The sequence below is a fragment of the Vibrio sp. Vb1026 genome (assembly GCF_033338745.1).
GTDB classification, from domain to species: Bacteria; Pseudomonadota; Gammaproteobacteria; order Enterobacterales; family Vibrionaceae; genus Vibrio; species Vibrio alginolyticus.
Genome location: NZ_JAWOTH010000003.1, coordinates 173664 through 198836, shown reverse-complemented (window position 1 = coordinate 198836; position 25173 = coordinate 173664). Strand labels below are relative to the sequence as shown.

The window sequence follows — 25173 nt, the reverse complement described above, 5'->3', positions numbered from 1 at the left end:
GCGTGAAAGCAGATTGCTGATAGCCACGCGCACTGCTATAGTTCACAGCTGCTAAGGAAGGTTTGGTTACATTTTATTCATTACCAATCATTTATCCTCAAGCAATGTGAGTAGATCGTTGAAGGTCGAGTGCAGCATTGGCGTGAGACACATCGAATTCAACACTCTTGCCACCCTACTCCTCGCATATTCACGTTGAGTACCTACCGCCCAAATAGCGGGTCACAAGTCTACGTTTCCAACAGAAACCACAAGAGGCTTGTGATGACTGAAGTGCCCGAGAGCATCCCCTTCCAGCCGGGAGGCTGCAAAATACAAGCCATGGGATCAGGCACCGTGAAAGAGCGAAAAAACAGTGGCAAGTCGACAAGAAAGATATAAAAGAAAAGACAACGAGAATTTTCAATGAAAAGAATGTTAATTAACGCAACTCAAAAAGAAGAGTTGCGTGTCGCTCTGGTTGATGGCCAGCGACTTTTCGATCTTGATATCGAGAGTCCAGGTCATGAATCTAAAAAAGCGAATATCTACAAAGGACGTATCACACGTATCGAACCAAGCTTAGAAGCCGCATTTGTTGATTACGGCGCCGAGCGTCACGGTTTCCTCCCTCTCAAAGAAATTGCCCGCGAATATTTCCCTGAAGGTTACACCTACCAAGGTCGTCCAAGCATTAAAGAAGTGCTAACGGAAGGCCAAGAAGTTATCGTTCAAGTGGAAAAAGAAGAACGTGGAAGCAAGGGCGCAGCTCTTACTACTTTCATTTCTCTTGCTGGTAGTTACCTTGTTCTGATGCCTAACAACCCTCGTGCTGGCGGTATTTCTCGTCGAATCGAAGGTGACGAGCGTACTCAACTAAAAGCCGCATTAAGTACTTTGGAACTGCCTCAGGGCATGGGCCTAATCGTACGTACTGCTGGCGTTGGCAAGAGTGCTGAAGAACTTGAGTGGGATTTGAATGTACTACTTAACCACTGGGGTGCAATCAAAGGTGCAGCGGACTCGAACCCTGCTCCATTCTTAATCCACCAAGAAAGTAACGTTATCGTTCGTGCAATCCGTGACTATTTGCGTCGTGATATTGGCGAAATCTTAATTGACAGCAACACCATCTACGAACGTGCAAAAGAGCACATTCAATTGGTGCGCCCTGATTTCCTTAACCGCGTTAAGAAATATGAAGGCGAAGTTCCACTATTCAGCCACTACCAAATTGAAAGCCAAATTGAATCAGCTTTCCAACGTGAAGTGCGTCTGCCATCCGGTGGTTCTATTGTTATTGACCCAACCGAAGCACTAACGTCTATCGATATCAACTCTGCTCGTGCAACCAAGGGCGGTGATATTGAAGAAACAGCCCTAAACACGAACCTAGAAGCAGCCGACGAAATTGCTCGCCAGTTACGTCTACGTGACTTGGGTGGCTTAGTGGTTATCGACTTTATCGATATGACACCTGTTCGCCACCAACGAGAAGTAGAAAACCGTCTACGTGAAGCCGTTCGTCTTGATCGCGCTCGTGTACAAATCGGTCGTATTTCTCGCTTTGGTTTGTTGGAGATGTCACGTCAACGTTTAAGCCCTTCTCTAGCAGAAGCAAGCCACCACATCTGTCCTCGCTGTAGCGGTACTGGAGTCGTTCGCGACAACGAATCTCTAGCACTTTCTGTACTTCGTTTAATCGAAGAGGAAGCACTGAAAGACAATACAGCGCAAGTTCTCGCAGTTGTACCTGTGCCAATCGCTTCTTACTTGTTGAACGAAAAACGTCGTTCAGTTAACCATATCGAACGCATTCAAGAAGTGAAGATTACGGTTGTTCCAAACTCTGACATGGAAACGCCGCACTTCGAAGTTATCCGTGTTCGTGAAGGTGAAGAGTTCGATCTGATTTCTTACCTACTTCCTAAAAAACTGGAAGCAATGAAAGAAGCGGAAGGTAAAGAGCCAGCGGAAGTTGACGTAAAACCAAAACGAATTGAAGAGCCAGTTCTTAAAGGCTTTGCGGCTCCGTCTCAAACCGCACCTGCACCAGCAGCTAAACCAGCTCCTGAGGCGAAGAAGAAAGAACAAAACGTTGAACAAGAAGAGAAACCTGGATTGTTCAGCCGTCTGTTTAAAGCACTTGGTAGCTTCCTATTCGGTGGTTCTGAAGAAACAAAAGAAGAACAGAAACCTCAGGAAGAGAAAAAACCAAATCGCGATAATCGACGTAACAAACGTGATCGCAACGATCGTCGTCGCAATAACAACCAGCGCGATAATCGCGATAACCGACGTCGTCGTAAGCCTCGTGATGAGCAGGCTAATGAGCAAAACGAAGCTCAACAACAAACAAATAAACCGCAAAACCGTAACCAAAAGCGTAAACCTAAAGCTCAACAGGCAGATAAAGCCCAAGAGCAGAAAGCAAACGCAAAAGTAGCGGAAAAAGGTCTGCAGCTAGCAGCGGAAGCTCGTACTGAAACAAAACCAGAAGAGAGCAAACCGAAGCAGCAAAATGCGAAAGCAGAAAAAGTGAAAGAGCGCCGCCAACGTCGCAAATTGAACAAGTCTGTACGCGTTAAGGACCAAGAAGCTATTGAGAAGAAAGCCGAAGAAACAACGGTTAAGACTCAAGAAACGGTTGAAGCTAAAGTTGAAAAGCCAACAGAAGCAGCGGTAGAGGCACAGCTAGACAACAAGCAAGCAGAGTCTAAGCAACGTCGTAATCGTCGTTCGCCACGTCACCTGCGTGCAAGCGGCCAGCGTCGTCGCCGTGGCCGTGATCGCCGCCCTAACCCGTTCCGCCTACGTAAGGGAGGTGTCGCTTCTCCTGAAATGGCTATGGGTAAAGTAATGCCACGTTACATTCCGAAACCAGCACCTAAGAAGGAAGAGCGAGTTAAGGAAGAAGCTGTAGCAGCAGTACCTACAATCCAAGGTGGCTTTGCGTGTCCAGAAATGGCAATGGGTAAAGTGATTATTCGTCGCGAGCAACCTGTCGTAACAGATGCGCCAGTTGTTGAACACAAGGTTCAAGAAACCGTTGAAGCGAAAGTGGAAGCTCCAGTAGTAGAAGCACCTGTTGTTGAAACAGTAATCGCAGAAAAAGCTGAATCGGCAGTAGTAGAAACAGCATCGGTAGAGCCTATCGTTGAAGCAGCAAAAGAGATTGTAGCCGAAGCGCCAGTAGATAAACCAGAGCCTAAAGTCGAAGCCATTAAAGTTGCTGCTAAGCTAAACGCTAGCGCACCGATGACGAAAGCACCTGGCCCTCAAGAGCTACGCGAAATCACGGTTGCAGCAGCACCGTTCAAAACCGAACGTTACCAAGCTAAAGGTGCGGGTAGCCAAGTGGCTAAAAACCGCGCATCAGCAGAGATGACAAAGCCTAACTTTAACTAGGCTAAATCATTACGTTCAACTGCTTAACGGCATAAATAAATTAAAGGCTACCATCTGGTAGCCTTTTTTATCTTCATATTTGCCCAATAAATTGTTCATATAAATACCAATTCGTGATCACATTTGTACGCCATTATTCGTATCATTCTTGAACTTAATCACACTTTTCGGTAGCATGCGCCGACTCAAGTTTTCGACACCATTCTGATGCTGCTCTTTTAATACTACGGTTTACACTGCAATGTTTGATTAGAAATCAACCACTCAGTGGCTTGTGCAAATACGAATATGTGTCGGGTTTAACTCATTGCAAAGAGAACTTAAAAACAAACATGTTCGAATTTCCCCAATTTTCTAAGCACTCCGTAAAAAATGATGTGCTATCAGGCTTAACCGTTGCGCTAGCATTGGTTCCTGAAGCTGTCGCATTTGCGTTCGTCGCAGGCGTAGATCCGATGGTCGGTCTTTACGCTGCATTCATCGTTGGTCTTATTACTTCCATTTTCGGTGGTCGTCCCGGCATGATCTCTGGTGCAACAGGTGCCATGGCAGTCGTAATGGTTTCGCTTGTCGCGACTCACGGTGTCCAGTACCTATTCGCAGCCATCATGCTCGCTGGTATACTTCAAATTGCCGCTGGTATGTTTAAATTGGGTAAGTTCATCCGTATCGTGCCTCACCCTGTGATGATTGGTTTTGTGAACGGTCTGGCTATTGTTATCTTCCTAGCTCAGTTGGGTCAGTTTAAAGCGCCAGATATCAACGGCATGCTTACTTGGCTACCACAAGACCAAATGCTACTAATGCTTGGTTTGGTTGCGCTAACTATGGCAATCATTCACTTTCTACCAAAAATCACAACGGCTGTACCCTCTTCACTTGTTGCAATCGTAACGGTGACTGCTTTAGTGGTTGGTTTGGATCTGGAAACTCGTACTGTTGTTGACTTCCTGCGTACAATGTCTGGTGATGAAGCGGCAACACTCGCAGGTTCACTACCAACCTTCTCTATTCCGGCGGTGCCATTTACGCTAGAAACTCTACAAATCATTCTTCCATACGCGATCATTCTAGCGGCCATTGGTCTAATTGAATCTCTACTAACACTGACAGTTTTAGATGAGATGACGAATACTCGTGGTCAATCTAACCGCGAATGTATCGGTCAAGGTATGGCAAACATGACGTGTTCTGTGTTTGGCGCAATGGGTGGTTGTGCGATGATTGGTCAGTCGATGATCAACGTAAACTCAGGTGGTCGCGGCCGTCTATCTGGTATCGTTGCGGCTATCGCTCTATTGATGTTTATCTTATTCGCTTCTTCGCTAATTGAAATGATCCCACTCGCTGCTCTGGTTGGTGTGATGTTCATGGTTGTCATTGGTACATTCGAATGGGCAACATTTAAGCTAGCACGCCGCGTACCGAAGCAAGACTTCTTCGTTATTGTTCTTGTGACCGTTGTTACTGTTCTTACTGACCTTGCTGTTGCCGTAGCGGTTGGTGTTATCATTTCTGCATTAATGTTTGCATGGCAACACGCTAAGCACATCTATGCCGACACGTGCTTAAACGAGGAAGGTTCAAAAGAGTACAAGATTCACGGCCCTATTTTCTTTGGCTCTGCGGCTAACTTCCTGGAGTTGTTTAACGCGCCTGAAGATCCAAAAGATGTGATTGTCGATTTTGCAGACTCTCGCGTGACAGATCACTCTGCAATTGAAGCCATTGAAACACTGGCTGAGCGTTACAATGCTCAAGGTAAAACGCTGCACCTTCGTCACCTAAGCCCAGATTGTCGTAAACTTTTGGACAAAGCTGGCAGCTTGGTTGAAATTAACGTGAAGGAAGACCCAAGCTACAAAGTCGCAACCGACATACTAGCGGGTTAACACGAATAAAAAGGGATGAGCTGAGCTCATCCCTTTTTCTATTGTCTTCAAGCACGGCGATTATAGCTTCTTCAAAATTGCGTCTGATGCCTCTTCGATTAAATCAAGCACCAGTTCAAAGCCATCTTCCCCACCATAATATGGGTCCGGGACTTCGTCGTAACCTGACTCAGAATGACTTAAAAATAACGATACTTTGTGTCGATACTTCAACGGACAAATATCCAATAAATCGGCCAAATTTGCTTTATCTGCGGCTAATATAAGGTCAAACTTTTCAAAGTCATCAATGGTGACTTGGCGCGCTTGCATTCCTTTAAAAGAATAACCTCGCTGCTTTCCTGCTGCCATCGCTCTTGAATCCGGTCGGTTTCCTGCGTGGTAGCCAATTGTACCTGCCGAATCAACCTCTACTTCAACGCCTAGCTTTTGAGCTTTCGCTCTTAACACTGCCTCTCCAGTTGGTGACCGACAAATGTTTCCCATACAAACAACAAGTATTTTCTTCATTTTATTCCCTGAATTATCGGTGGTTTTTCTTCACGATATGTTGGTCTATCATAGCGAGATAAATCAATGAACCCAAATTAGCTTGGGCACAGCACGAAAAGGAATTGAGGAAGTATTATGTCTATCGAAGAAAATAAAGAAGCACGCCATAAAGCTCGCCAACAAAAAGTCAAAGAACAGGTAGACGCAAAAATCGCTGCTGCTCAAGAGGAAAAAGGTCTGCTACTGATCATTACCGGAAATGGTAAAGGTAAATCGACATCAGGATTCGGTACGATCGCACGCGCAGTGGGTCATGGTTTGAATTGTGCTGTCGCGCAGTTTATTAAAGGTACTTGGGACAACGGTGAGCGCAACCTACTTGAGAAACTCGGCGTTGAATTCCAAGTAATGGCAACCGGCTTTACGTGGGAAACTCAAAACAAAGCCGCTGATACCGAAGCAGCGCAAGGCGTATGGCAAGAATGTAAGCGCATGCTGCAAGACGACTCTATCGATGTCATCTTATTTGACGAGCTAACTTATATGGTGAGCTACGGCTACATCGACTTAGACGAAGTGGTCGAAGCACTGAGCAACAGACCTAAAATGCAGTCGGTTATTATTACTGGGCGTGGCGCACATCGAACCCTGATTGAAATGGCCGATACCGTTTCTGAAGTGAAAAATGTAAAGCACGCATTTGAATCTGGCGTAAAAGCCCTCAAAGGCGTCGATTGGTAACACTCGCAGAGTAATTTAAAAAGGGTTGGCAAAATGCCAACCCTTTTGATTTTCACGCACGGTTAGTTGAAAAGATTCTTCAATAAACCATCGACCGCATCTTTGGTTTTCTCGTCTTTGATTTTGTCCGTTAGCTTCTCCACGCCACGATCGATTTCTTTTTGAGCTTTCTGCTTCAGAACATCATCGAATACGAGCTTGAATTTAGGATCTGCCCACTTACCAGACACATTGATTGGAATCGTGATGTCTTTCAGCTCATCTATATCTTTACCGCCCTGGCCTTCTAGGCTGCCTACAACTGACGTGCTGATAGTAAAGTCGACTGTTTCATTGATGTAGTTTGCGGTACCTTTACCACGAACACGTAACAATGGAGACTGAGCTTGCATATTATCCGTTGATACAACACCTTTGTTGAGTTTCAATGTCGCCGTCATCGCACTGAAGTCTGTTTTCTTAGCTACATTGGTGCCTTCAACTTTTTGCCCTTTAAATTTCGCATAGTTTTCACGAATCAACTGAGCAACGTTGATGCCATTCACCGCACCGTCAGCAAAATTGATAACAACCGTACCAGATAGATTCTTCTTGATACCGGTAGGCGTGAGACTCTTACCTGTAACATTCACATCAATGTTACCTGTCCCTTCAAGTTTGTCGTTTTCAGCAACGTCTATAAGTAGCGGTTGAACTTTCACGCCTTTGATTGACTTTTTAACACTGTAAGTCGCTGGTGATTGGCGTGCATCTAACTTCGCTGTCGCTGAGATTGAGCCTTGGTACAACTTCGAACTAAAAGATGTAAGCTCAAACACGCCACGATTTACAGTGAAGCTCGTTTTTACCGCTTCCATCTTCGCATTTGCCGCTTTGAATTTGTCGATGGTAATGTCACCCTTTACATCTAACGTTTTCAACGCAGACAAATCAGGCTCAACCTCAGGTCCGGCAGGAGCACTCTCGCCACCAGAAGCAGGCTTATTACCTTCGGCAGCTTGCTTATCTAACCCTAAGAACTCATCAAGATCGATATTGGGGCTATGGAGAGCAAAGCGTACTTTAGGAATATCACCGAGTGCCACATCAGCCTTACCATCTAAGGCGATAGCATTCGCTGTTAACTTCTCTAGAACAAAACTCAGATGGTTTTTCGTTAGGTCGAAAGACAGATCAGACACCATGTCGACTTTCATCGGGGACTGAGGTAAAGCATCACCCTCAAAAGTCGATTTAAGAGTTAACTTATCCAACTGTACTTTGCTGATAGCCTTGTCCACGCTAAGTTGACCAGCACCCTGCATATCTAACTTCATACCACCAGCGTCACCCTTAATGGCATAAGTCAGGTTATTTACTTTATCGAATTCAAACGTGTCTAAACCGATCGTTGCCGATTCAATTTTATTGGCAGGGTCAGAGTATGTCGCATCAAAGTTGATGTTCTTTAGCGCGTAGTTTGCCAAACCTTTTTCTAGCTTAAAGTCTGCCTGACCTTTCGCGGTGAACTTTTGGTCGTTCATTTCGCCCTTCACGCCAAAATCAGCCGTTGTCCAGTTGTCAAAAGCGAATTCGGAAAGGTTTAATGAAATATCATAAAGTTTGGTGTAACTACCGGCTTGCTTATCCTGCATTTCTAATGAACCGTTAGAAACCGTAACGCCAGCAAGATTAATACTCCAATCAGAACCAGAAGTTTGCGTTTCACCATTTTGCGTAGGCGCAGCATTGTTCTCTTGTTCTGCTTGTTGTGTTTGGGCTTTCGTCAATGCATCAATATTCTTGCTGCCATCTTTCTTGGTTTCAATGTAGAACTCAGCACCATCAAGCGTGACGTTTCCAATTTCAAGCTGTTGACTAAAAAGTGGCATAACAGAGATGTCTACACCAACGGTATCAACTTTGAATAAATTGGGTTTACTAAAGCCTTGTGGGTTTCGCAACTCTGTATGTCCCAACTCAAAGCCAATCGATGGGAAAAATTGCCAACTGATATCCCCTTCAATCACCAACTCTAATCCCGTTTGCTTTTGCGCTTGCTCAACAATAAGGGGTTTAAACTGATTCGGATTGACGAAGATGGTTAACGCTAAAATTGCGACCAAAATGACCACAATCGGTATTGCTAGAATTAAGAGCAGTTTCTTCATTTGTTTTTCCTTGCTCGAGTGTTTTTACAATTATAAGCGCAGACTCCATTTACCGCTGACAGTTCCACAAAAGCGTGAAAAATGTCTGGTTTTAACCTGCAACTGACTAATTTAAAAACAAAAAAAGAAGTGGCACTTAAGGTGCCACTTCTTCTCTTAAAAATAAAGCGATATAGCCGTCTATAGGCTTAAGCTTTCAAAAGTCTTGCAATGTGAGCTTTTAATACATCAATTGCGATACGGTTTTTACCACCGCGAGGAACAATAATGTCCGCATATTGCTTAGAAGGTTCGATAAACTGCATGAACATCGGACGTACTGTTTGTTGGTATTGCTTAAGAACAGACTCCATAGTTCGGCCTCGTTCTTCCACATCACGCTTAACACGGCGAAGCAAGCAAATATCTAACGGTGTGTCCATAAATACTGTCGCATGCATCAAATCACGAAGACGAGGGTCTGTAAGAAGAAGGATACCTTCTAGAATGATCACCTTTTTAGGTGTCATTGTGGTGGTGTTAATTGTTCTTGTGTGCTCAGTGTAGCTGTACTCAGGCACTTCTACTGCTTCACCACGTACCAATTTTTCTAGGTGCTCACACAGTAGGTCGTGGTCCAACGCACTCGGGTGATCGTAGTTCGTCTTTACTCGCTCTTCCATGCTTAGGTGGCTTTGGTCGTTGTAGTAGCAATCTTCCGTGATGACACCGATTTGATGATCGCCTACTTTCGCGCGAAGCTCATTATAAATAGTGCTCGCGATCAGACTTTTTCCAGAAGCAGAAGCGCCAGCAATACCTACGATGACGCATTGATTATTATCAGACATTAGTTTGCACCCGATGATGATTTCTAGTCACATAAAAAGATAAACTGCCTGATTATAGGGAGTTCACCCCATAGTTACTAGTTGGAATTAGGGTTTAGTCATAAGTTTCTGCCTGCTCAGAGGATTAACCTCCGAGCAAACGTTAAAATGTGCAATTATCAACCAACAGGCATAGTAAACTTAGTTCACCATTGTAAAGCTAATCGCATCTGGTTTTGCTTTGCCTTGCCAAAACATCGTGCTACATACGCGATCGGCAAGTTGCTTATAATACCCTGCATGCTCACTTTCTGGGCGTCTTGCTACCGTTGGCACGCCAGCGTCAATATCTTCTCGCATAGAGATATGAAGCGGAATTTGTCCTAACAATGCTAAGCCAAATTCTTGCGACATTTTTTCAGCTCCGCCCATACCAAAAATATGCTCTTTCGCGCCACATTGACTACAAATGTGATAACTCATGTTTTCCACAACACCAATAACCGGGACATGGACTTTGTTAAACATTGCCGCTCCCTTCCTTGCATCGGCAAGGGCTAAATCTTGCGGTGTTGTGACTAGCACGCTACCTGTTACCGGAATTTGTTGTGACAGAGTCAATTGAATATCCCCCGTACCTGGCGGCATATCAATCACCAAATAATCCAAATCTGGCCAATCTGTTTCAGTTAATAACTGCGACAACGCTTTTGAAGCCATTGGACCGCGCCATATCGCCGCTTCTGATTTATCCACCAAATAACCGATAGAATGAGTATAGATGCCGTGAGCAAAAATGGGTTCCATCCACTTGCCATCACGAACTTCTGGTTTAGCATCTTCTTGCCCCAACATCATAGGTACAGACGGACCATAGATATCTGCATCCAACAATCCCACTTTCGCCCCAGATTGAGCAATCGCCAACGCTAAGTTAACTGCGGTAGTAGATTTACCAACGCCACCTTTCGCAGAACTGACGGCAACGATGTTCTTAACACCCTTAACCGAGTTAGCCACTTGAGTTTCTAAAGCTTTAACTCCAAGGCGAATATTAAATGGGAATTCAGCCACTTTACCCGAGGCTTGCTGCTGTTTAATCCAGTCATGCAGTACGGTTTGAAGCTCATTACTTGCGAATGGCAACGTTATATCAATAGAACCCTGTGTCGTAATCGAAATTGCGCCATGAATATCTGCCCAGTTTTCCACCAACTGTGGATGTTGGAATTGGTTAAACCAGTGACAAAAATCTTGTTTTGAAGTGAACTGATGCATAAGCCCTCCTTTTAGATGTCATGCTACCACCGTCCAGGCTCAACCAGAACCCCAAAAAAACTAAGGCATTCCGCAGTTTGACACCTTGGAGTTAGTCAGTTCATGGGGTAGTATTATCCATCAAAATTTATTTATACCTATCAAGAAAAGCGAATATTAAGTATGGCAAACGATCCAAAAAACTTTCCGTCAAGGAAAATGCTGGTAACTTGTGCCCTTCCGTACGCTAACGGTTCGATCCACCTTGGTCATATGCTTGAGCATATCCAAGCGGACATTTGGGTTCGTTACCAACGCCTACGCGGCAACACTGTAAACTTCATCTGTGCTGACGATGCTCACGGCACGCCAATCATGCTTAAAGCGCAACAGATGGGTATTACTCCTGAAGAAATGATTGCCGCAGTTAGCGAAGAGCACCAAAAAGACTTCGCTGGATTTGATATCAGCTTTGATAACTACCACAGCACACACTCAGATGAGAACCGTGAGCTAGCGTCACACATTTATCTTGAGTTGAAGAAAAATGGCTTTATCTCTAGCCGTACTATCTCTCAGCTGTTCGATCCAGAAAAAGAGATGTTCTTACCGGACCGTTTCGTAAAAGGTACCTGTCCAAAATGTAAGTCTGAAGACCAGTACGGTGACAACTGTGACAACTGTGGTGAGACTTACAGCCCAACAGAACTGATCAATCCTAAATCTGCGGTTTCTGGTGCGACGCCAGTAATGAAAGATTCAGAGCACTTCTTCTTCGACCTGCCTCAGTTTGAGAGCATGCTAAAAGAGTGGACTCGCTCTGGCTCGCTACAAGCTGAAACAGCGAACAAAATGCAAGAATGGTTCGAATCTGGTTTGCAGCAATGGGATATCTCACGTGACGCACCATACTTTGGCTTCGAGATCCCTGGTGAGAAAAACAAATTCTTCTACGTGTGGCTAGACGCGCCTATCGGCTACATGGGCTCTTTCAAAAATCTATGTGACAAGCGCGACGACCTAGATTTCGACGAGTATTGGAAAAAAGACAGCTCAGCAGAGCTGTACCACTTCATCGGTAAAGACATCGTTTACTTCCACAGCCTATTTTGGCCAGCAATGCTAGAAGGTTCTGGCTTCCGCAAGCCTAACAACGTATTCGTACACGGTTACGTAACCGTAAACGGCGCGAAAATGTCGAAGTCTAAAGGCACGTTCGTAAAAGCAAGCACTTACCTAGAGCACCTAGACCCTGAGTGTCTACGTTACTACTACGCTGCGAAGCTAAACAGCCGTATCGACGATCTAGATCTTAACCTTGAAGACTTCACTCAGCGCGTAAACGCTGACGTTGTTAACAAGATCGTTAACCTGGCATCTCGTAACGCAGGTTTCATCGCGAAACGTTTTGAAGGCAAACTGTCTGACAACTTTGCAGAGCCTGAACTTTACAACGAATTTGTTGCTGCTGCTGACCGTATCGCTGAGCTTTACGAAACGCGTGAGTTTGGTCGTGCAATCCGTGAAATCACGGCATTGGCAGACAAAGCTAACCAATACGTTGATGAAAAAGCACCGTGGGTTGTAGCAAAAGAAGAAGGCAAAGATCAGGAACTACAAGACATCTGTTCTGTCGGTATCAACCTGTTCCGCGTACTGATGACTTACCTGAAACCAGTAATGCCATCGCTAGCTGCGCGTACTGAAGCGTTTCTAAACCAAGAGCTAACTTGGGAAAACATCGCTGCTCCACTAACAGGCCACGAGATCACTAAGTTCAAAGCACTGTTCAACCGTATCGATCCGAAGAATGTTGAAGCGATGATCGAAGCATCTAAAGAAGATGCGGCGGCAGAAATGGCGGCGAAAGAGAAAGCAGAAGCGGAAAAGAACAAGGCTAGCGAAACTGAGCTAGACAAAGAGCCAATCGCTGAAGAGATTGAGTTCGACGCTTTTGCAGCAGTAGATATGCGTATCGCTCGTATCATCTCTTGTGAAGAAGTGCCAAAAGCAAACAAACTGCTTAAGTTCCAACTGGACATCGGTGGTGAAACTCGTCAAGTGTTCTCTGGCATCAAGTCAGCGTACAAACCTGAAGAGCTAGAAGGCAAACTAACTGTAATGGTTGCAAACCTAAAACCTCGTAAGATGAAGTTTGGTATGTCTGAAGGTATGATCCTAGCGGCAGGCCCTGGTGGTAGTGACCTGTGGATCCTTGAGCCACACGAAGGCGCTCAACCAGGGATGCGTGTAATGTAATGCTCTTCGCATAATAGAAAGGCTTAACTATTTCAGTTGAGCCTTTTTTACAACAAGATAAAATTACTTAATGCAACCTATACTCTTCCGGTCCCCAAGTAATGGTCGCGCCACACACAAGGAAAAGTACAAAACTGATGCTTACAACATACGCAAGTATTCTATCAAACGTTGTTGCGTATTTTAGTATTAGTTGGTCATCCACTAGTGATAATTTGACTGGCTTTCCTCGCATCAATACTGATGCGTACATGGGAAATCTAAAACCCCGCCCATTTCTGTCCCAACCAATAGGGTCATGACCATCCCGCAACATTTTTTTCTCAATCCGCTTTACCGATACACGAATGAAAAGCAAAGTACTAACTAACCAAGTACATCCGATAATCATATTTGCAATATCAAAATCAGACACGTTGCTCCCTTTATCAGGATTTGGCTTTTCAACTAGGCTTATATTCACCGTTCTACAGAGCCCTGCGCTTAACTGGTTTTCACTCTGTACTCTTCAGGCCCCAACCCCATAACTGCTCCCAAAGCAAGTGCCATCACGAAGCTTATTGTGACAATATACGCAAGCACTCGGTCAAAGACTGTCGCGTACTTTAGAATAAGTTTGTCTTCTACCAGCGATACTTTCGTAGGTTTACCTCGCATCAACACTGAGGCGTACATGGGAAACCTAAAACCCCACCCATTTCTGTCCCAGCCAATTGGATCATGACCATCCTGCAATATTTTTGTCTCAATCCGCTTTGCTGATACACGAATAAAAACCAATGTGCTCAGTAACCATGTCCAACCAACAATCATCACTATAAGATCGAAACAAAACACAATTACTCCTTTAAAACCAATTTACTTTAGAGCTAGTTTCATAGGTTTTTTCTGCTAAACCTTGCCCAAACCAATCACCCATTTTTGCAGCCGCATAACCAGCCCCTAAACCAACACCTATTAATACTACTACTCCAAATGGGCCAGCAGCTAAAGCGATTCCCATTCCAGATGCAATCACTTTGGATGTGGTCCAAATGCCAGCAGCGTTGCTCGCACCAAACCCAGCAACTTCCATTGCCGCTCTTTTTTGCCAATTTTCTCCGTTATTCTTGGCATTTCGAACATTGTTAAAGCGAACACCAGCATCAATCATGATAATCTTTTTACCTACAATACTAGAGCTTTGTTCAAGAACTCGAATTGAGCGGATGTTAGCTATAGATGTTAAATGTAACTTAGTTATATCCCTACCGCTTCGCGCGATATTGACAGCCCTATTCGGGTTGCTCCAAATGTTACCGCGGCTACTTTTAATTCGCCCTGCATGATGGGCAAGTTCTTTTGTAAATTTTGCATTCAAAGAACTATGAGCTTCTTTAACTCTATATCCAAGCTTCACAAGCTCCTTTTTCTGCGCACCATTTCGTGAGGCTGTACGTACATCTAGTAAGGCATTTTGATATTTGAGCAAAGCTTTCCCGAAATTACTCAATCTGACTTGCTTTTCATTAACAGCAGTAGCGGCAGCACCTACTGCAGTATACTCATCGATTTTCCCCCCCATAGTATGATTAGTAGCATCTAAAAAAGGCTTAATCTCTTTTTCATAGAGGAGGGCTACCGCTTGTAAGTTTTCATCGCCAAACTCACTTGTTAGATTGGCTACATTTCTTTTGGTTTCTTGTGACCAACTTTTTACAGTATCAAGAGCACAAGCTATATCAGGTCTCTCGCTACGCAACTTAGCTATGTTGATCACAGAGCCTTCGTTCAGTATGAAAGGAGTACCTGCGGGAATAAAACTACCAAATATATGTGGGTTGTCCTTACGAAACTGAAGGTACCTATCCTCATCATTTGTATCGATAGGGAGCGTTATCTTTGAGTGAGTACTGAAGCATAGGTCGAATTTATTAGACAAATTAATTACCTCGAACAATCAACAAAATAGACAACTTATATCATATGAAGTGTTCGAATATTTTAATTTCTAAACATTGTGACTTGAATCAGACTAAAAAGTAATCAATATGTAACTCACAAAGAATAACGCGTACACCAAGCATCGACACCGAATAATCAAACATATTTACAAATTTGGTGAATCCATGCACCAACAACGACCATTCAAAAAGAACATTCAATATAACCAATTGTTTAAATTGAGTTTTTGTTTGGCATCAAAACTGCAGTCTTCCTTGTTAGGTCCAAACACTAACAAGGAGTTGGTTATGTTTGTTTTGATTTCCACACTATTGTCCATCGCTATTTTAGCCGGAATATATCACTTATCTTCTAAACGAGAGCAGCAACATGCGCGCAAATATCAGCTGTTAACATTGTTGCGAGATGTTGTTCACCTTCTGAGACACCACCGAGCTGCTACTCACTACTCGCTTCAATTCCAACAAAACGATCAACAAAAATTGGACGCTCTTCATGATGCTCTGACTAACAAGCTGCATCTTTTAGTCGAAACATCACGGTTTGAAAACAAACCCATGTATCGCGTATTACAGATTAAAGTAGGGAAACTACTTGAACAATGGAATGACCATAGTGTTGCAAGAAACCAGATGGAGCATGGTAAGTTAATTCGTCATTGCTTGTTTTTGATGGATGAAGTAACCATCGCATGGCTAGCGGTTGAACAAAGAGATGACTTACATAATGAGTATCACATGAACTGGCAAAACATTATGGATAGCTTGGAGACCCTGACTCAGTTACGAATCAGCATTCAAGATTTAGGAGAGCAAGGCGGAAATGAGCGTTTCAAAAATTATGCATCGGTCATGATGCGTAAGCTAAACCAACTAGCGGTTATCGCTCCACTTAGCATTACCTCTCCTGCTTCCACGCGCTCAATACAGACGCTAAATGAATACGTGACAGGGAGTCATGTCGACTTAACAGAAGCAGAGCTTTATGGCGTCACATCGGACTTGTCATTGACCATCTTCAATACTTACGACCATGTCCTTTCAGATGTCGTAGAGTCATTATATCTACCGTTACCCAGACTCTCACTAGCAGGATAAACGTTCCATACCTTATTATTGGTGCTTGGTTCGTCGCCGACTTATAAATAAAAACAAAAAACCGCAGGCCTAAGGCACTGCGGTTTTCGTTTATTCAACTTGTCAGCGCTTAGCTGTCGTCTTCCGTGAAGTTCGTTGGTAATTGCTTTTTCATTTCGTTCCAGATCAACGCACTTTCCATACCATAATGACGAATCACTACTGGTAGTTGCTCACGCTGGCCACTTTCACAAGTTTCGAGCAATTGATGGTAAAACTTCAGAGCTAGCTCACGAGAAGCTGGATTTGAGAAGTAGTAGCTACCGACACGATCGTAGAGCTTCTTCAAACCATTAAAGATCAAACCGTAAATTTGATTTCCTGAATGGAATGCTAGGCGCTGGAAAAGCATATAATCGTAAAAGTTGAACGTTTTAGCAATCAAGATTTCTTGACGCTTCGCTTCATCTTTCTCGTTATCTTCTTTCACATTCTGCAGAACTTTTTCAGCATACGGCGAAGAAGCGATGAATTCGTCCCAGGAAGCCGCATTCATTAAAGCTTCACAAGATTCGATTACGTTCTTAATTGTACGCTCAGAGCTCTCTTTGTTCGCTTTAAATGCATAGCGCATAAAGATAGGACTGATGTTAGTACGTGCCGCAAGCAGATCTTCTACAATGTTTGTCGCATTATCAACGTCTAGCGTCATTAAAGTATCCAAAATATGCAGACCAGAGGTCTCCATAAATTGGTTAACTTTCGTAGGTTTGCCGTGCTGGATAGTCAGCCATCCATCACGGGCTAGTCGTTGAAGAACCTCTCTTAAAGTCGTTCGAGTAACACCAATCAGTTCGGACAGCTCGCGCTCAGCAGGTAAAATTGAGCCTGGAGGAAAACGGCCGTTCCAAATGCTCTCGATAATATATTTTTCTGCGAATCCCGCAGGGCTTTTCGCCTTTATGACCATTCTACTTTTTATCCAATATTGATTTCTGAGGGTCGATACTACTCATCATACCACTACTTAGCGGTTTGAGAAAATTTACGATCAAAAGTGGAAACGACTCCATAACATAGAGTTAATACTCTATATGTTGTGTCAATTTAAGAGGCTCTAACATGCGAGCGAAAGCAGTAAAATATGAATTTTCATTTAATTAAACAGCTCACAAATCTCGGAGAAATAAAGACAACCGTGTCACATTTTTATATTCAAAATATGAAAAATTACTTTGTATATCACAGTTAATATTCTTTCTTAATTTGCCTTTTCTCGTCACTGACCGTCATTTAAAATCCAAGAGGATTTTTTTAAGACTTTCATGGTATAGTAACGCCGTTTTGATCGCGTTATTACATTTAAAAAGTCATTTTAGTCGGTAGCATCACGTTTTGTTATTGACTAATAAATGCCTGAGTGTAGAGTTTGCGGTCGAAAGTGAGCGGTGCTTGAGTTCAGGGGAAGTAACTTGGCAAGACTACAATAAACAAAGGATTGTTGTTTTACTAAGTTATTGTTTTTAAAGACTAGTTAATAAGTCTAACAAACAGATACTTAAGCACTATTGTAGTGTCTATTCATAATTTTGTTATAAAGAGAATTATCATGCCGATATCGCTCGGAAACGCTTTTATCAAGAACTTCCTTGGTAAAGCGCCTGATTGGTACAAAGTTGCCATTATAGCCTTCTTAATAATTAACCCGATTGTATTCTTCCTAATAAACCCATTTGTAGCTGGATGGTTGTTGGTCGCTGAATTTATTTTCACGCTAGCAATGGCATTAAAATGCTACCCATTACAACCTGGCGGTTTACTTGCTATTGAAGCCATTGCTATCGGCATGACTAGCCCTGCGCAAGTTAAGCACGAATTAGTAGCAAATATCGAAGTACTGCTACTTCTGGTATTTATGGTTGCGGGCATCTACTTCATGAAGCAGCTATTGCTGTTCATTTTTACCAAAATTTTACTTGGCATTCGCTCTAAAACCCTACTATCACTCGCGTTCTGCTTTGCTGCGGCATTTTTGTCTGCGTTTTTGGATGCCTTGACGGTTATCGCCGTTGTTATCAGCGTGGCGATCGGCTTTTACTCTATCTATCACAAAGTGGCGTCTGGTAACCCTATCGGTGACCATGACCATACACAAGATGACACGATCACTGAACTAACGCGTGATGACCTAGAAAACTATCGTGCCTTTTTGCGCTCTTTGTTGATGCATGCTGGTGTAGGTACTGCCTTAGGTGGCGTAACCACGATGGTTGGTGAACCTCAAAACTTAATTATTGCAGACCAAGCGGGTTGGTTATTTGGTGAATTCCTAATCCGTATGTCTCCAGTGACACTCCCTGTATTTTTCTGTGGTCTCATCACTTGTGCTTTAGTTGAAAAGCTTAAAGTGTTTGGCTACGGCGCGAAGCTTCCTAACAACGTTCGTCAGATCCTCGTCGATTTTGACCGTGAAGAGCGTAAAACGCGAACAAATCAAGATGTCGCAAAACTCTGGGTTCAAGGTCTTATTGCGGTTTGGTTGATCGTTGCACTCGCTTTGCACTTAGCGGCTGTCGGCTTAATTGGCCTTTCTGTGATCATTTTAGCGACCGCATTTACTGGTGTAATTGAAGAGCACTCCATGGGGAAAGCGTTTGAAGAGGCCCTGCCCTTCACTGCACTGCTTGCAGTATTTTTCTCGATCGTTGCTGTAATCATTGACCAAGAGCTGTTTAAACCAGTCATCGATGCGGTGCTTGCCGTTGAAGATAAAGGTACTCAGCTAGCTCTGTTCTATGTGGCGAATGGCTTATTATCTATGGTGTCGGATAACGTGTTCGTTGGTACGGTTTACATCAATGAAGTAAAAACTGCACTCATTGAGGGTCTCATTACTCGTGATCAGTTCGACTTACTGGCGGTGGCAATCAATACTGGTACTAACCTGCCTTCTGTTGCAACGCCAAACGGTCAAGCGGCATTCCTATTCTTACTCACATCGGCTCTCGCTCCATTAATTCGTCTGTCTTACGGTCGAATGGTTATCATGGCGCTGCCTTACACCGTCGTTCTTGCGATTGTCGGTCTGATGGGAATCATGTTCTTCCTAGAGCCTGCAACAGCTTCTTTCTACGAAGCTGGTTGGATTTTACCTCATAGTGGTGATCTGACTCCCGTAGTATCCGGTGGCCACTAAAATTTGAGTTGATTAGGAAACTTATCCACGATAAAAAGCTCTGAGTATTCAGAGCTTTTTCTATTTCAGACAGGAACAAAAACGTGACTATTTTAAATTCACTTAACCAGTTTTCAAAGGGACGTTTATCGTGGCTACTGCTTCTGCTATTCGTCGTTTTCTTTGAAGCATGTGCCCTCTATTTTCAGCACGTCATGATGCTTGCACCATGTGTCATGTGTATTTATGAAAGAGTCGCGATGATGGGAGTGGGCGTCGCTGCAATGGTTGGTATATTGGCACCCAAGAACCCAATTTTCCGCTGGCTAGGTTTGATAGGCTGGGGATTAAGTGCTTACAAGGGTTTGTTACTTGCGATGCAGCACGTTGACTACCAGTTTAATCCATCACCATTCGCGACTTGCGATTTATTCGTCACATTCCCTAGCTGGGCTCCGCTCAATCAGTGGGTTCCTTGGATGTTTGAAGCATATGGTGATTGCTCTAAGGTTGTATGGCAGTTCCTTGATTTATCAATGCCACAATGGTTAGTCGTAATTTTTGCAGGCAATTTAATCGCTTTGGCATTAATTGTAATTGCACAATTCTTCCCTGCAAAACGCGTTAATCCAATTCGTTAATCCTACTGACGCGTAAAAATTAACAAAAAGCCGACCATCTGGTCGGCTTTTTGTTAAGTGGATAGCGCGGCGATTCGATTTAGCCGCGTGATTGACCACAGCACTGCTTGAATTTTTTTCCGCTCTCACAAGGACAGGGATCATTGCGCCCGATACCTTTGAATGGGTTTAGGCTTTGAGCTTTATTTCCTACCATCAACTCATCCGCGCCCAGCGCGACTTCACCGACCATTAAATCAAGCTGGTCGACTAAATCTGTCAGGGCCGGTGGCGTTTCAATACCTGCGTCGCGCATCTGTTGCTGCGTTGCTGGCTCATCGATAGCCAGCATCAAAGTGGTCAGTAATGCTTGCAGCATACGCTGTAATCCATCATTGAGCTCAACGTCTTGCCACTGTTCTTCAATCATTGACCAAACAGACATAAAGCCTTCGGCAAAATCAGCAAGTTGTTCAGGTTCTTTGCCTGTTAGCTCTAGCACGGAATATTCGTTTCGTTGAATTCGGTTATGCTGCTTGTGAATTTGCTCTTCCACAGCTGGTTGAATCGCTTTGAATCCCTCACCTAATAGCGGCTCTAACCACTTTTCAGGAGCGAGTGGTTTTGTCGTCAGATTCGCAGCTAACACTGCGCCTTCGATAAATAGGCAAGATTCATCGACGTGAACTTCACCTTTTTCAATCAATGTGTATTGCATGACATCTGGTTTCCCATAAATTTGGCGGCATTATACCTCAGAGCTCAAAAGCAAGTAACCTAACGTTGTGTGTTTGACGGCATTGGGCGCTTCGAGTCTTTTAATGACAAACTTAACTTACATCGCTACAATCGCCCTCCTTTTTACCACCAAACTGTATTAGGCAAGCTATGCGAGTTGTACTAGGCCCAATGGAAGGCGTTTTAGATCATTTGATGCGCCAAATCCTGACCGAGATAAACGACTATGACCTTTGTGTTACGGAGTTTGTTCGCGTAATCGACCAGCTATTACCCGATCATGTGTTTCACCGTTTATGCCCAGAGCTGTTGCAAGGTTCTCAGACTGCATCTGGTGTGCCAGTACATGTGCAATTGTTGGGACAGGAACCGAACTGGATGGCTGAGAACGCAATTAAAGCGGCAAATCTTGGTGCCAGAGGCATTGATATAAACTTTGGTTGCCCAGCCAAAATGGTCAACAAAAGTAAAGGTGGAGCAGCGCTACTCCAACATCCAGAGCTCATTCACCGTGTGGTTAAAGCTTGTCGAGAAGCCGTTCCAGAAGCCATTCCCGTAACTGCAAAAATTCGTCTTGGCTGGGAGAACCCTGAAGATTGCTTTGAAATTGTCGATGCCATTCAGTCTGCTGGCGCAAATGAACTGACCGTACACGCACGTACTAAACAAGGTGGTTATAAAGCTTCTGAGATAAAATGGGATTACATCAACCAAATTCGTGAACGTTTTGATATCCCACTGATTGCGAATGGCGAAATTTGGAATTATGAAGACGGTCAACGTTGCATTGAAACGACTGGCGTTAGCTCTTTGATGGTGTGCCGAGGCGCTTTCAATATCCCTAACTTAGGCAATATGGTAAAACATAACCACCAGCCAATGTCATGGCCCGAGGTGGTTGAGTTGCTCATCTATTACTCCAAGTTTGAGATGAAAGGCGATAAAGGCTTGTATTACCCAAACCGCGTAAAACAATGGTTCTCTTACTTACGTCAAGCTTATCCTGAAGCAAAAGACCTATTTAGAGAAATCAGAACGTTCAACAAAGCCGCACCAATTGTTGAGCATATTCAACGCTACCGCGATGACTTAAACTCTCAGGTTGCATAATTCCCGAACACAAAAAGGACGAATATCTCGTCCTTTTTTGTACCTAAATCCTAGTAACAGATCTTATTTTTGCCGGTACTTTTGGCTTGATATAACTTTTCATCCGCCGCTTTAAACAATTCATCAAAGTTTTCTACTCGGCTCTCTTTACTAAACACCACACCGCCAGAGATCGTAAAGCCTTCTTTCGTTACGCGTATCGAGCGCTCATCTATGGCTTTTTTTACTCTGTCTAAAATGAGTTTAATGCCTTCTGAATCTTCGTCATAAATAGCTAAAACGAACTCTTCGCCACCAAACCTTGAGGCAACATCGGTATGGCGAATATTTTCACGTATACATTTTGCAACAAGCTGAATTGCAGAATCACCGACATCATGACCATAGGTGTCGTTGATCTTCTTGAAGTTATCAATATCGAACACTGCCAAAGCAACCTGTTTTTTTGTCATCTTATTACGCCACACGGTTTGCATACCTCGACGATTCAATAAACTGGTCATTGGGTCTCTTGCTGCCAGTTCTTTAAAGTAACGTCGCTCGCTATGCATATTCACATAGAACAAGACGACGGTACTCAGCACGTAAATAAATAGTGCGACAATAAGGCTGTATTTTTCAAAAACCGCTAGGTTCTTAGCTTCATCCCAAAGGTTGTACTCGTAGTACATGCTGTGATTCGCACTCAATCGCTCTAATTCGACTGGTTTGATTCGTGTACTGTTTGAAGGAATGGATTGTAAATTGGAAACCAAATGAAACTGACCTACAAGACCTAGCGACGAAGCCATAAGCGTATTGATGTCAAAATCAATAGATAAAACACCTTGATGTTCTCCTTTCTCATAGACGGGTACCGTCATACTAATGACTTGACCTTCCATCGAGTCCAACACAGGCCCTGGTCCAGCCAAGGTAATGTTCACTTTATCTTGCGCGGTTTTTTGCCAAAAAGGTCGGGCTTTTAGCGTTGACAAAAGCTCTCTCGTGAAATTTTTTGCGTAGGTATCGGGTGAGGAGATAACGTAACCGCGCTTGTCAATGTAATGGATTCCAACAATGTGCGATTCAATATCGTGCAGAAATGACAAGGACGGCGCAAAACCCGCCTTTTGTTCAGCTAACTGGTTAATCGTTGAACCTTGCTGGCATAAGCTTTCGTCCCCTACGATCATATAATCAAGGTCAACCGCAGGTAACCCTTCACTGTAAACACTTTCGAGTAATAACACATCTATAGGCCAAAGATAACAAAGCCCTTCTTTGACTAAAGAATTATGTTCTTCAAACAGTGGGTTAGCGTAATTGGTATAGTTGGTGAAGCTGTAATCTAAAGCCGTGAGCACTTTGATACCGCGAGACATTGCACGCTCGATACGCGAGTACTCTGAATCGATATAGCGGTTAACCGCATCATAGTAATTTTTCGTTGTAACGAGTAAAACCACTACAAATAGTGCCAGAGGAAAAAAGATGACAAATGAGAGGCTAAATCGCCTTTGGTTTACCATTGAGTACCATGCATATGAAAGGTCAATAGTCTCTTATGACTGCTATTAAATTGATACTCGTTATCTGGTGACGCATGCAATGCAGCACCAGATAACAAGAGACCAAACAAATGTGTGCGCGCTGTTTGAGACCGTTTATATATTAAAGGAGTTTAATCAATATAGAGTGTGGTGTCACTTTAGTCGCCATAATTTGCAGCTCTGTGCCGACATATTGACAGAGATATGACCTTTATAATCAACCTGTTCTGTGTCATCTAACAACGATATAACTTGGCTAACCTCCAAGCCCAGTTGCCACATAGGTAAATCGATTGAACATTCATTACCACTGAGATTAATCATAACAACGACTGCTTCACGACCCAGTACACGTGCGTACGCCAACTGGTTGTTAGTGCAATGCAGCCATTGAATACAGCCCGACTGTAAAGGCTTACATTGTTTACGTATCTTGATCCATTGTTGGTAAAGCGATAGCCATTGTGAACTTTCAATTTCATTCCAAGGAAAACAACGACGATTATCCGGGTCTAGCCCTCCTTCTAGACCGACCTCACTCCCATAGTAAATACAAGGCGTGCCAACGTAAGTCATAAGCATTGCTAGCGCGATGTTCATTTTACGCTTATCACCATCAACCAATGTGATAAACCGAGCAGTATCGTGACTATCGAGTTGATTTAGCTGCGATAGCTGATTCGAAAATGGGATTTTTGCTCTGGCTTCGTCCAACCATACTTTAAACTCCAAACCATCAATGTTGATTGGATCGTACATAATGTCTTGTCGTGCGATAAAAGCTCGGACTGGATGAGCAAAACCGTAGTAGTTCATCGCCCCATCCTCTTGATCACCTTGCAACCACTGCGTTGCTTCAAAAAAGTGCTCACCTAACACATAAGCATTCGGGTTTACTGACTTAGTTGCATGACGAAACGCTGCCACATAATGAGCATTGTTTTTCGCGCCGTCCCCTTCGCCAAGCATATGGATTACATCAAACCGCCAGCCATCAACCAAGTACGGTGGCTTCAGCCAATACTTGATGACAGAATCTTCACTTTGGTAGATGTAGTCGCGCACCTGTTCATTTTCGAAGTTCAGAACCGGTAAGTTACCAATGCCTTTCCAACCAATGTAGTGATTGGTTTCGCCTTCGAAAAAGTAGTAATCACGGAGCTTTGACTGCGGATTGCCATATGCTCCTTCTCCTTTTTGTTGGATATCAAACCAAGGATGATGCACTGACGTGTGGTTAAACACCGCGTCTAAGACAATCTTCATATTCTTACCACGGATTTTCTCACACAGTTCAGCAAACTGATCGTTGGTGCCGAACATAGGGTCAACAGTGAAGTAATCAGTGGTGTCGTATTTATGATTACTTGGTGAAGAAAAGATCGGATTAAAATAAAGCGCAGTAACGCCGAGCTGTTCAAGATAGTCCAACTTTTGCTCCACACCTTTGAGGTCGCCGCCAAAGAATTCACGTGCCCCGGTATTTTGGTGAGAGCCTACCGCATCTCCCCACGCCTTGACGATCGATGCAGAATCATACTGAGCATAAGCGTGGCGAATATCAGACTCACTTTTACTAGCAGAAAAACGGTCAGGAAAGATTTGATAGAAAACTTGCTCTTGGACCCAGCTTGGTGGTTGATGCTCTACATTCAACTTAAAGTGGAACTCTTTGGGTGGAATACGCTTTTGTACGCCTCGTGCATCGAGCCAGTATTGTTGTCCGTCTTTGAGGAGCTTAAACACATAATGTGTGACATCTCGATCTTGATTTGGTCGAAACGATGCCTCCCATAGTAATAATTCACCAGCTGTTCCTACTTGAGCCATATCGACCAGATATTCTTCATTGTCCGGCTCAATACGCACATAGACGGAATCAAAATCCAATGTCTCGGTTTTCAGTCTGACTGTAACTTGCTCGTCATTAAAAGCTAAACCATCAATAGTTTGACTATGAAAAATAAATGGCAGGTTCATTATGGGCACTC

General features: G+C 43.6%; 19 protein-coding genes. 8 read left to right on the top strand and 11 right to left on the bottom strand.

Going from position 1 to position 25173, the window contains the following annotated elements; translation table 11 throughout:
- Nucleotides 1-405 precede the first annotated feature (405 nt).
- Nucleotides 406-3387, top strand: coding sequence for a ribonuclease E (rne, locus tag R7E47_RS07440; protein WP_318084007.1), 2982 nt, complete (start codon nucleotides 406-408; stop codon nucleotides 3385-3387).
- A gap of 332 nt (nucleotides 3388-3719) precedes the next feature.
- Nucleotides 3720-5279, top strand: coding sequence for a SulP family inorganic anion transporter (locus R7E47_RS07435; protein ID WP_318084006.1), 1560 nt, complete (start codon nucleotides 3720-3722; stop codon nucleotides 5277-5279).
- A 60-nt stretch (nucleotides 5280-5339) separates the two neighbouring features.
- On the opposite strand, the gene R7E47_RS07430 is transcribed toward R7E47_RS07435, so the two are convergent.
- Nucleotides 5340-5789, bottom strand: a complete 450-nt coding sequence (locus R7E47_RS07430) for a low molecular weight protein-tyrosine-phosphatase (RefSeq protein WP_025767219.1) — start codon at nucleotides 5787-5789, stop codon at nucleotides 5340-5342.
- 117 nt (nucleotides 5790-5906) lie between these two features.
- On the opposite strand from R7E47_RS07430, the gene cobO reads away from it, so the two are divergent.
- On the top strand, nucleotides 5907-6512 hold the full coding sequence (gene cobO / locus R7E47_RS07425) for a cob(I)yrinic acid a,c-diamide adenosyltransferase (protein WP_005380837.1): 606 nt from the start codon (nucleotides 5907-5909) through the stop codon (nucleotides 6510-6512).
- Nucleotides 6513-6574: 62 nt separating this feature from the next.
- Here the strand turns inward: cobO and R7E47_RS07420 are convergent, their stop codons facing one another.
- From R7E47_RS07420 to apbC, 3 genes are all read right to left on the bottom strand, one after another.
- The gene (locus R7E47_RS07420; RefSeq protein ID WP_017633849.1) at nucleotides 6575-8662 is read right to left on the bottom strand and encodes an AsmA family protein; all 2088 of its coding nucleotides are present in this window, start codon (nucleotides 8660-8662) and stop codon (nucleotides 6575-6577) included.
- Between the two features lie 188 nt (nucleotides 8663-8850).
- Nucleotides 8851-9492, bottom strand: coding sequence for a uridine kinase (gene udk / locus R7E47_RS07415; protein ID WP_005380833.1), 642 nt, complete (start codon nucleotides 9490-9492; stop codon nucleotides 8851-8853).
- 180 nt (nucleotides 9493-9672) lie between these two features.
- Nucleotides 9673-10749 carry an iron-sulfur cluster carrier protein ApbC gene (gene apbC, locus R7E47_RS07410; protein ID WP_054574796.1) on the bottom strand — a complete coding sequence of 359 codons (1077 nt, stop codon included), beginning with the start codon at nucleotides 10747-10749 and terminating at the stop codon, nucleotides 9673-9675.
- A 162-nt stretch (nucleotides 10750-10911) separates the two neighbouring features.
- Between apbC and metG the strand changes: the two genes are divergently transcribed.
- Nucleotides 10912-12987 carry a methionine--tRNA ligase gene (gene metG / locus R7E47_RS07405; RefSeq protein ID WP_033905755.1) on the top strand — a complete coding sequence of 692 codons (2076 nt, stop codon included), beginning with the start codon at nucleotides 10912-10914 and terminating at the stop codon, nucleotides 12985-12987.
- Between the two features lie 67 nt (nucleotides 12988-13054).
- Here the strand turns inward: metG and R7E47_RS07400 are convergent, their stop codons facing one another.
- The 3 genes from R7E47_RS07400 to R7E47_RS07390 form a co-directional block, all read right to left on the bottom strand.
- The gene (locus tag R7E47_RS07400) at nucleotides 13055-13402 is read right to left on the bottom strand and encodes a hypothetical protein (protein WP_172563540.1); all 348 of its coding nucleotides are present in this window, start codon (nucleotides 13400-13402) and stop codon (nucleotides 13055-13057) included.
- A gap of 68 nt (nucleotides 13403-13470) precedes the next feature.
- Entirely contained in the window at nucleotides 13471-13824 is a 354-nt protein-coding gene (locus R7E47_RS07395; RefSeq protein ID WP_053306622.1) for a hypothetical protein, read from the bottom strand.
- A gap of 10 nt (nucleotides 13825-13834) precedes the next feature.
- A complete protein-coding gene (locus R7E47_RS07390; RefSeq protein WP_172563539.1) occupies nucleotides 13835-14908 on the bottom strand; it encodes a hypothetical protein in 1074 nt (357 codons plus the stop codon).
- Nucleotides 14909-15218: 310 nt separating this feature from the next.
- Here R7E47_RS07390 and R7E47_RS07385 point away from each other — a divergent pair, with 310 nt between their 5' ends.
- Nucleotides 15219-16028 carry a hypothetical protein gene (locus R7E47_RS07385; RefSeq protein WP_017821380.1) on the top strand — a complete coding sequence of 270 codons (810 nt, stop codon included), beginning with the start codon at nucleotides 15219-15221 and terminating at the stop codon, nucleotides 16026-16028.
- A gap of 109 nt (nucleotides 16029-16137) precedes the next feature.
- Here R7E47_RS07385 and fadR read toward each other — a convergent pair whose 3' ends face one another.
- The gene (fadR, locus tag R7E47_RS07380) at nucleotides 16138-16977 is read right to left on the bottom strand and encodes a fatty acid metabolism transcriptional regulator FadR (RefSeq protein WP_005380824.1); all 840 of its coding nucleotides are present in this window, start codon (nucleotides 16975-16977) and stop codon (nucleotides 16138-16140) included.
- A gap of 639 nt (nucleotides 16978-17616) precedes the next feature.
- On the opposite strand from fadR, the gene nhaB reads away from it, so the two are divergent.
- The gene (gene nhaB / locus R7E47_RS07375; protein WP_005380822.1) at nucleotides 17617-19203 is read left to right on the top strand and encodes a Na(+)/H(+) antiporter NhaB; all 1587 of its coding nucleotides are present in this window, start codon (nucleotides 17617-17619) and stop codon (nucleotides 19201-19203) included.
- Nucleotides 19204-19286: 83 nt separating this feature from the next.
- Nucleotides 19287-19823, top strand: a complete 537-nt coding sequence (gene dsbB, locus R7E47_RS07370; RefSeq protein WP_017821379.1) for a disulfide bond formation protein DsbB — start codon at nucleotides 19287-19289, stop codon at nucleotides 19821-19823.
- Nucleotides 19824-19902: 79 nt separating this feature from the next.
- Here dsbB and R7E47_RS07365 read toward each other — a convergent pair whose 3' ends face one another.
- Complete coding sequence (locus R7E47_RS07365) at nucleotides 19903-20520, bottom strand: YecA family protein (RefSeq protein WP_064354183.1); 618 nt, start codon at nucleotides 20518-20520, stop codon at nucleotides 19903-19905.
- A gap of 170 nt (nucleotides 20521-20690) precedes the next feature.
- On the opposite strand from R7E47_RS07365, the gene dusC reads away from it, so the two are divergent.
- Nucleotides 20691-21650, top strand: coding sequence for a tRNA dihydrouridine(16) synthase DusC (gene dusC, locus R7E47_RS07360; protein WP_005380816.1), 960 nt, complete (start codon nucleotides 20691-20693; stop codon nucleotides 21648-21650).
- A 50-nt stretch (nucleotides 21651-21700) separates the two neighbouring features.
- Here the strand turns inward: dusC and R7E47_RS07355 are convergent, their stop codons facing one another.
- Both R7E47_RS07355 and malZ read right to left on the bottom strand, forming a co-directional pair.
- Nucleotides 21701-23161: a sensor domain-containing diguanylate cyclase gene (locus tag R7E47_RS07355; protein ID WP_005387278.1), complete on the bottom strand. Its 1461-nt coding sequence runs from the start codon at nucleotides 23159-23161 to the stop codon at nucleotides 21701-21703.
- 174 nt (nucleotides 23162-23335) lie between these two features.
- Nucleotides 23336-25162 carry a maltodextrin glucosidase gene (malZ, locus tag R7E47_RS07350; RefSeq protein WP_258483844.1) on the bottom strand — a complete coding sequence of 609 codons (1827 nt, stop codon included), beginning with the start codon at nucleotides 25160-25162 and terminating at the stop codon, nucleotides 23336-23338.
- Nucleotides 25163-25173 lie beyond the last annotated feature (11 nt).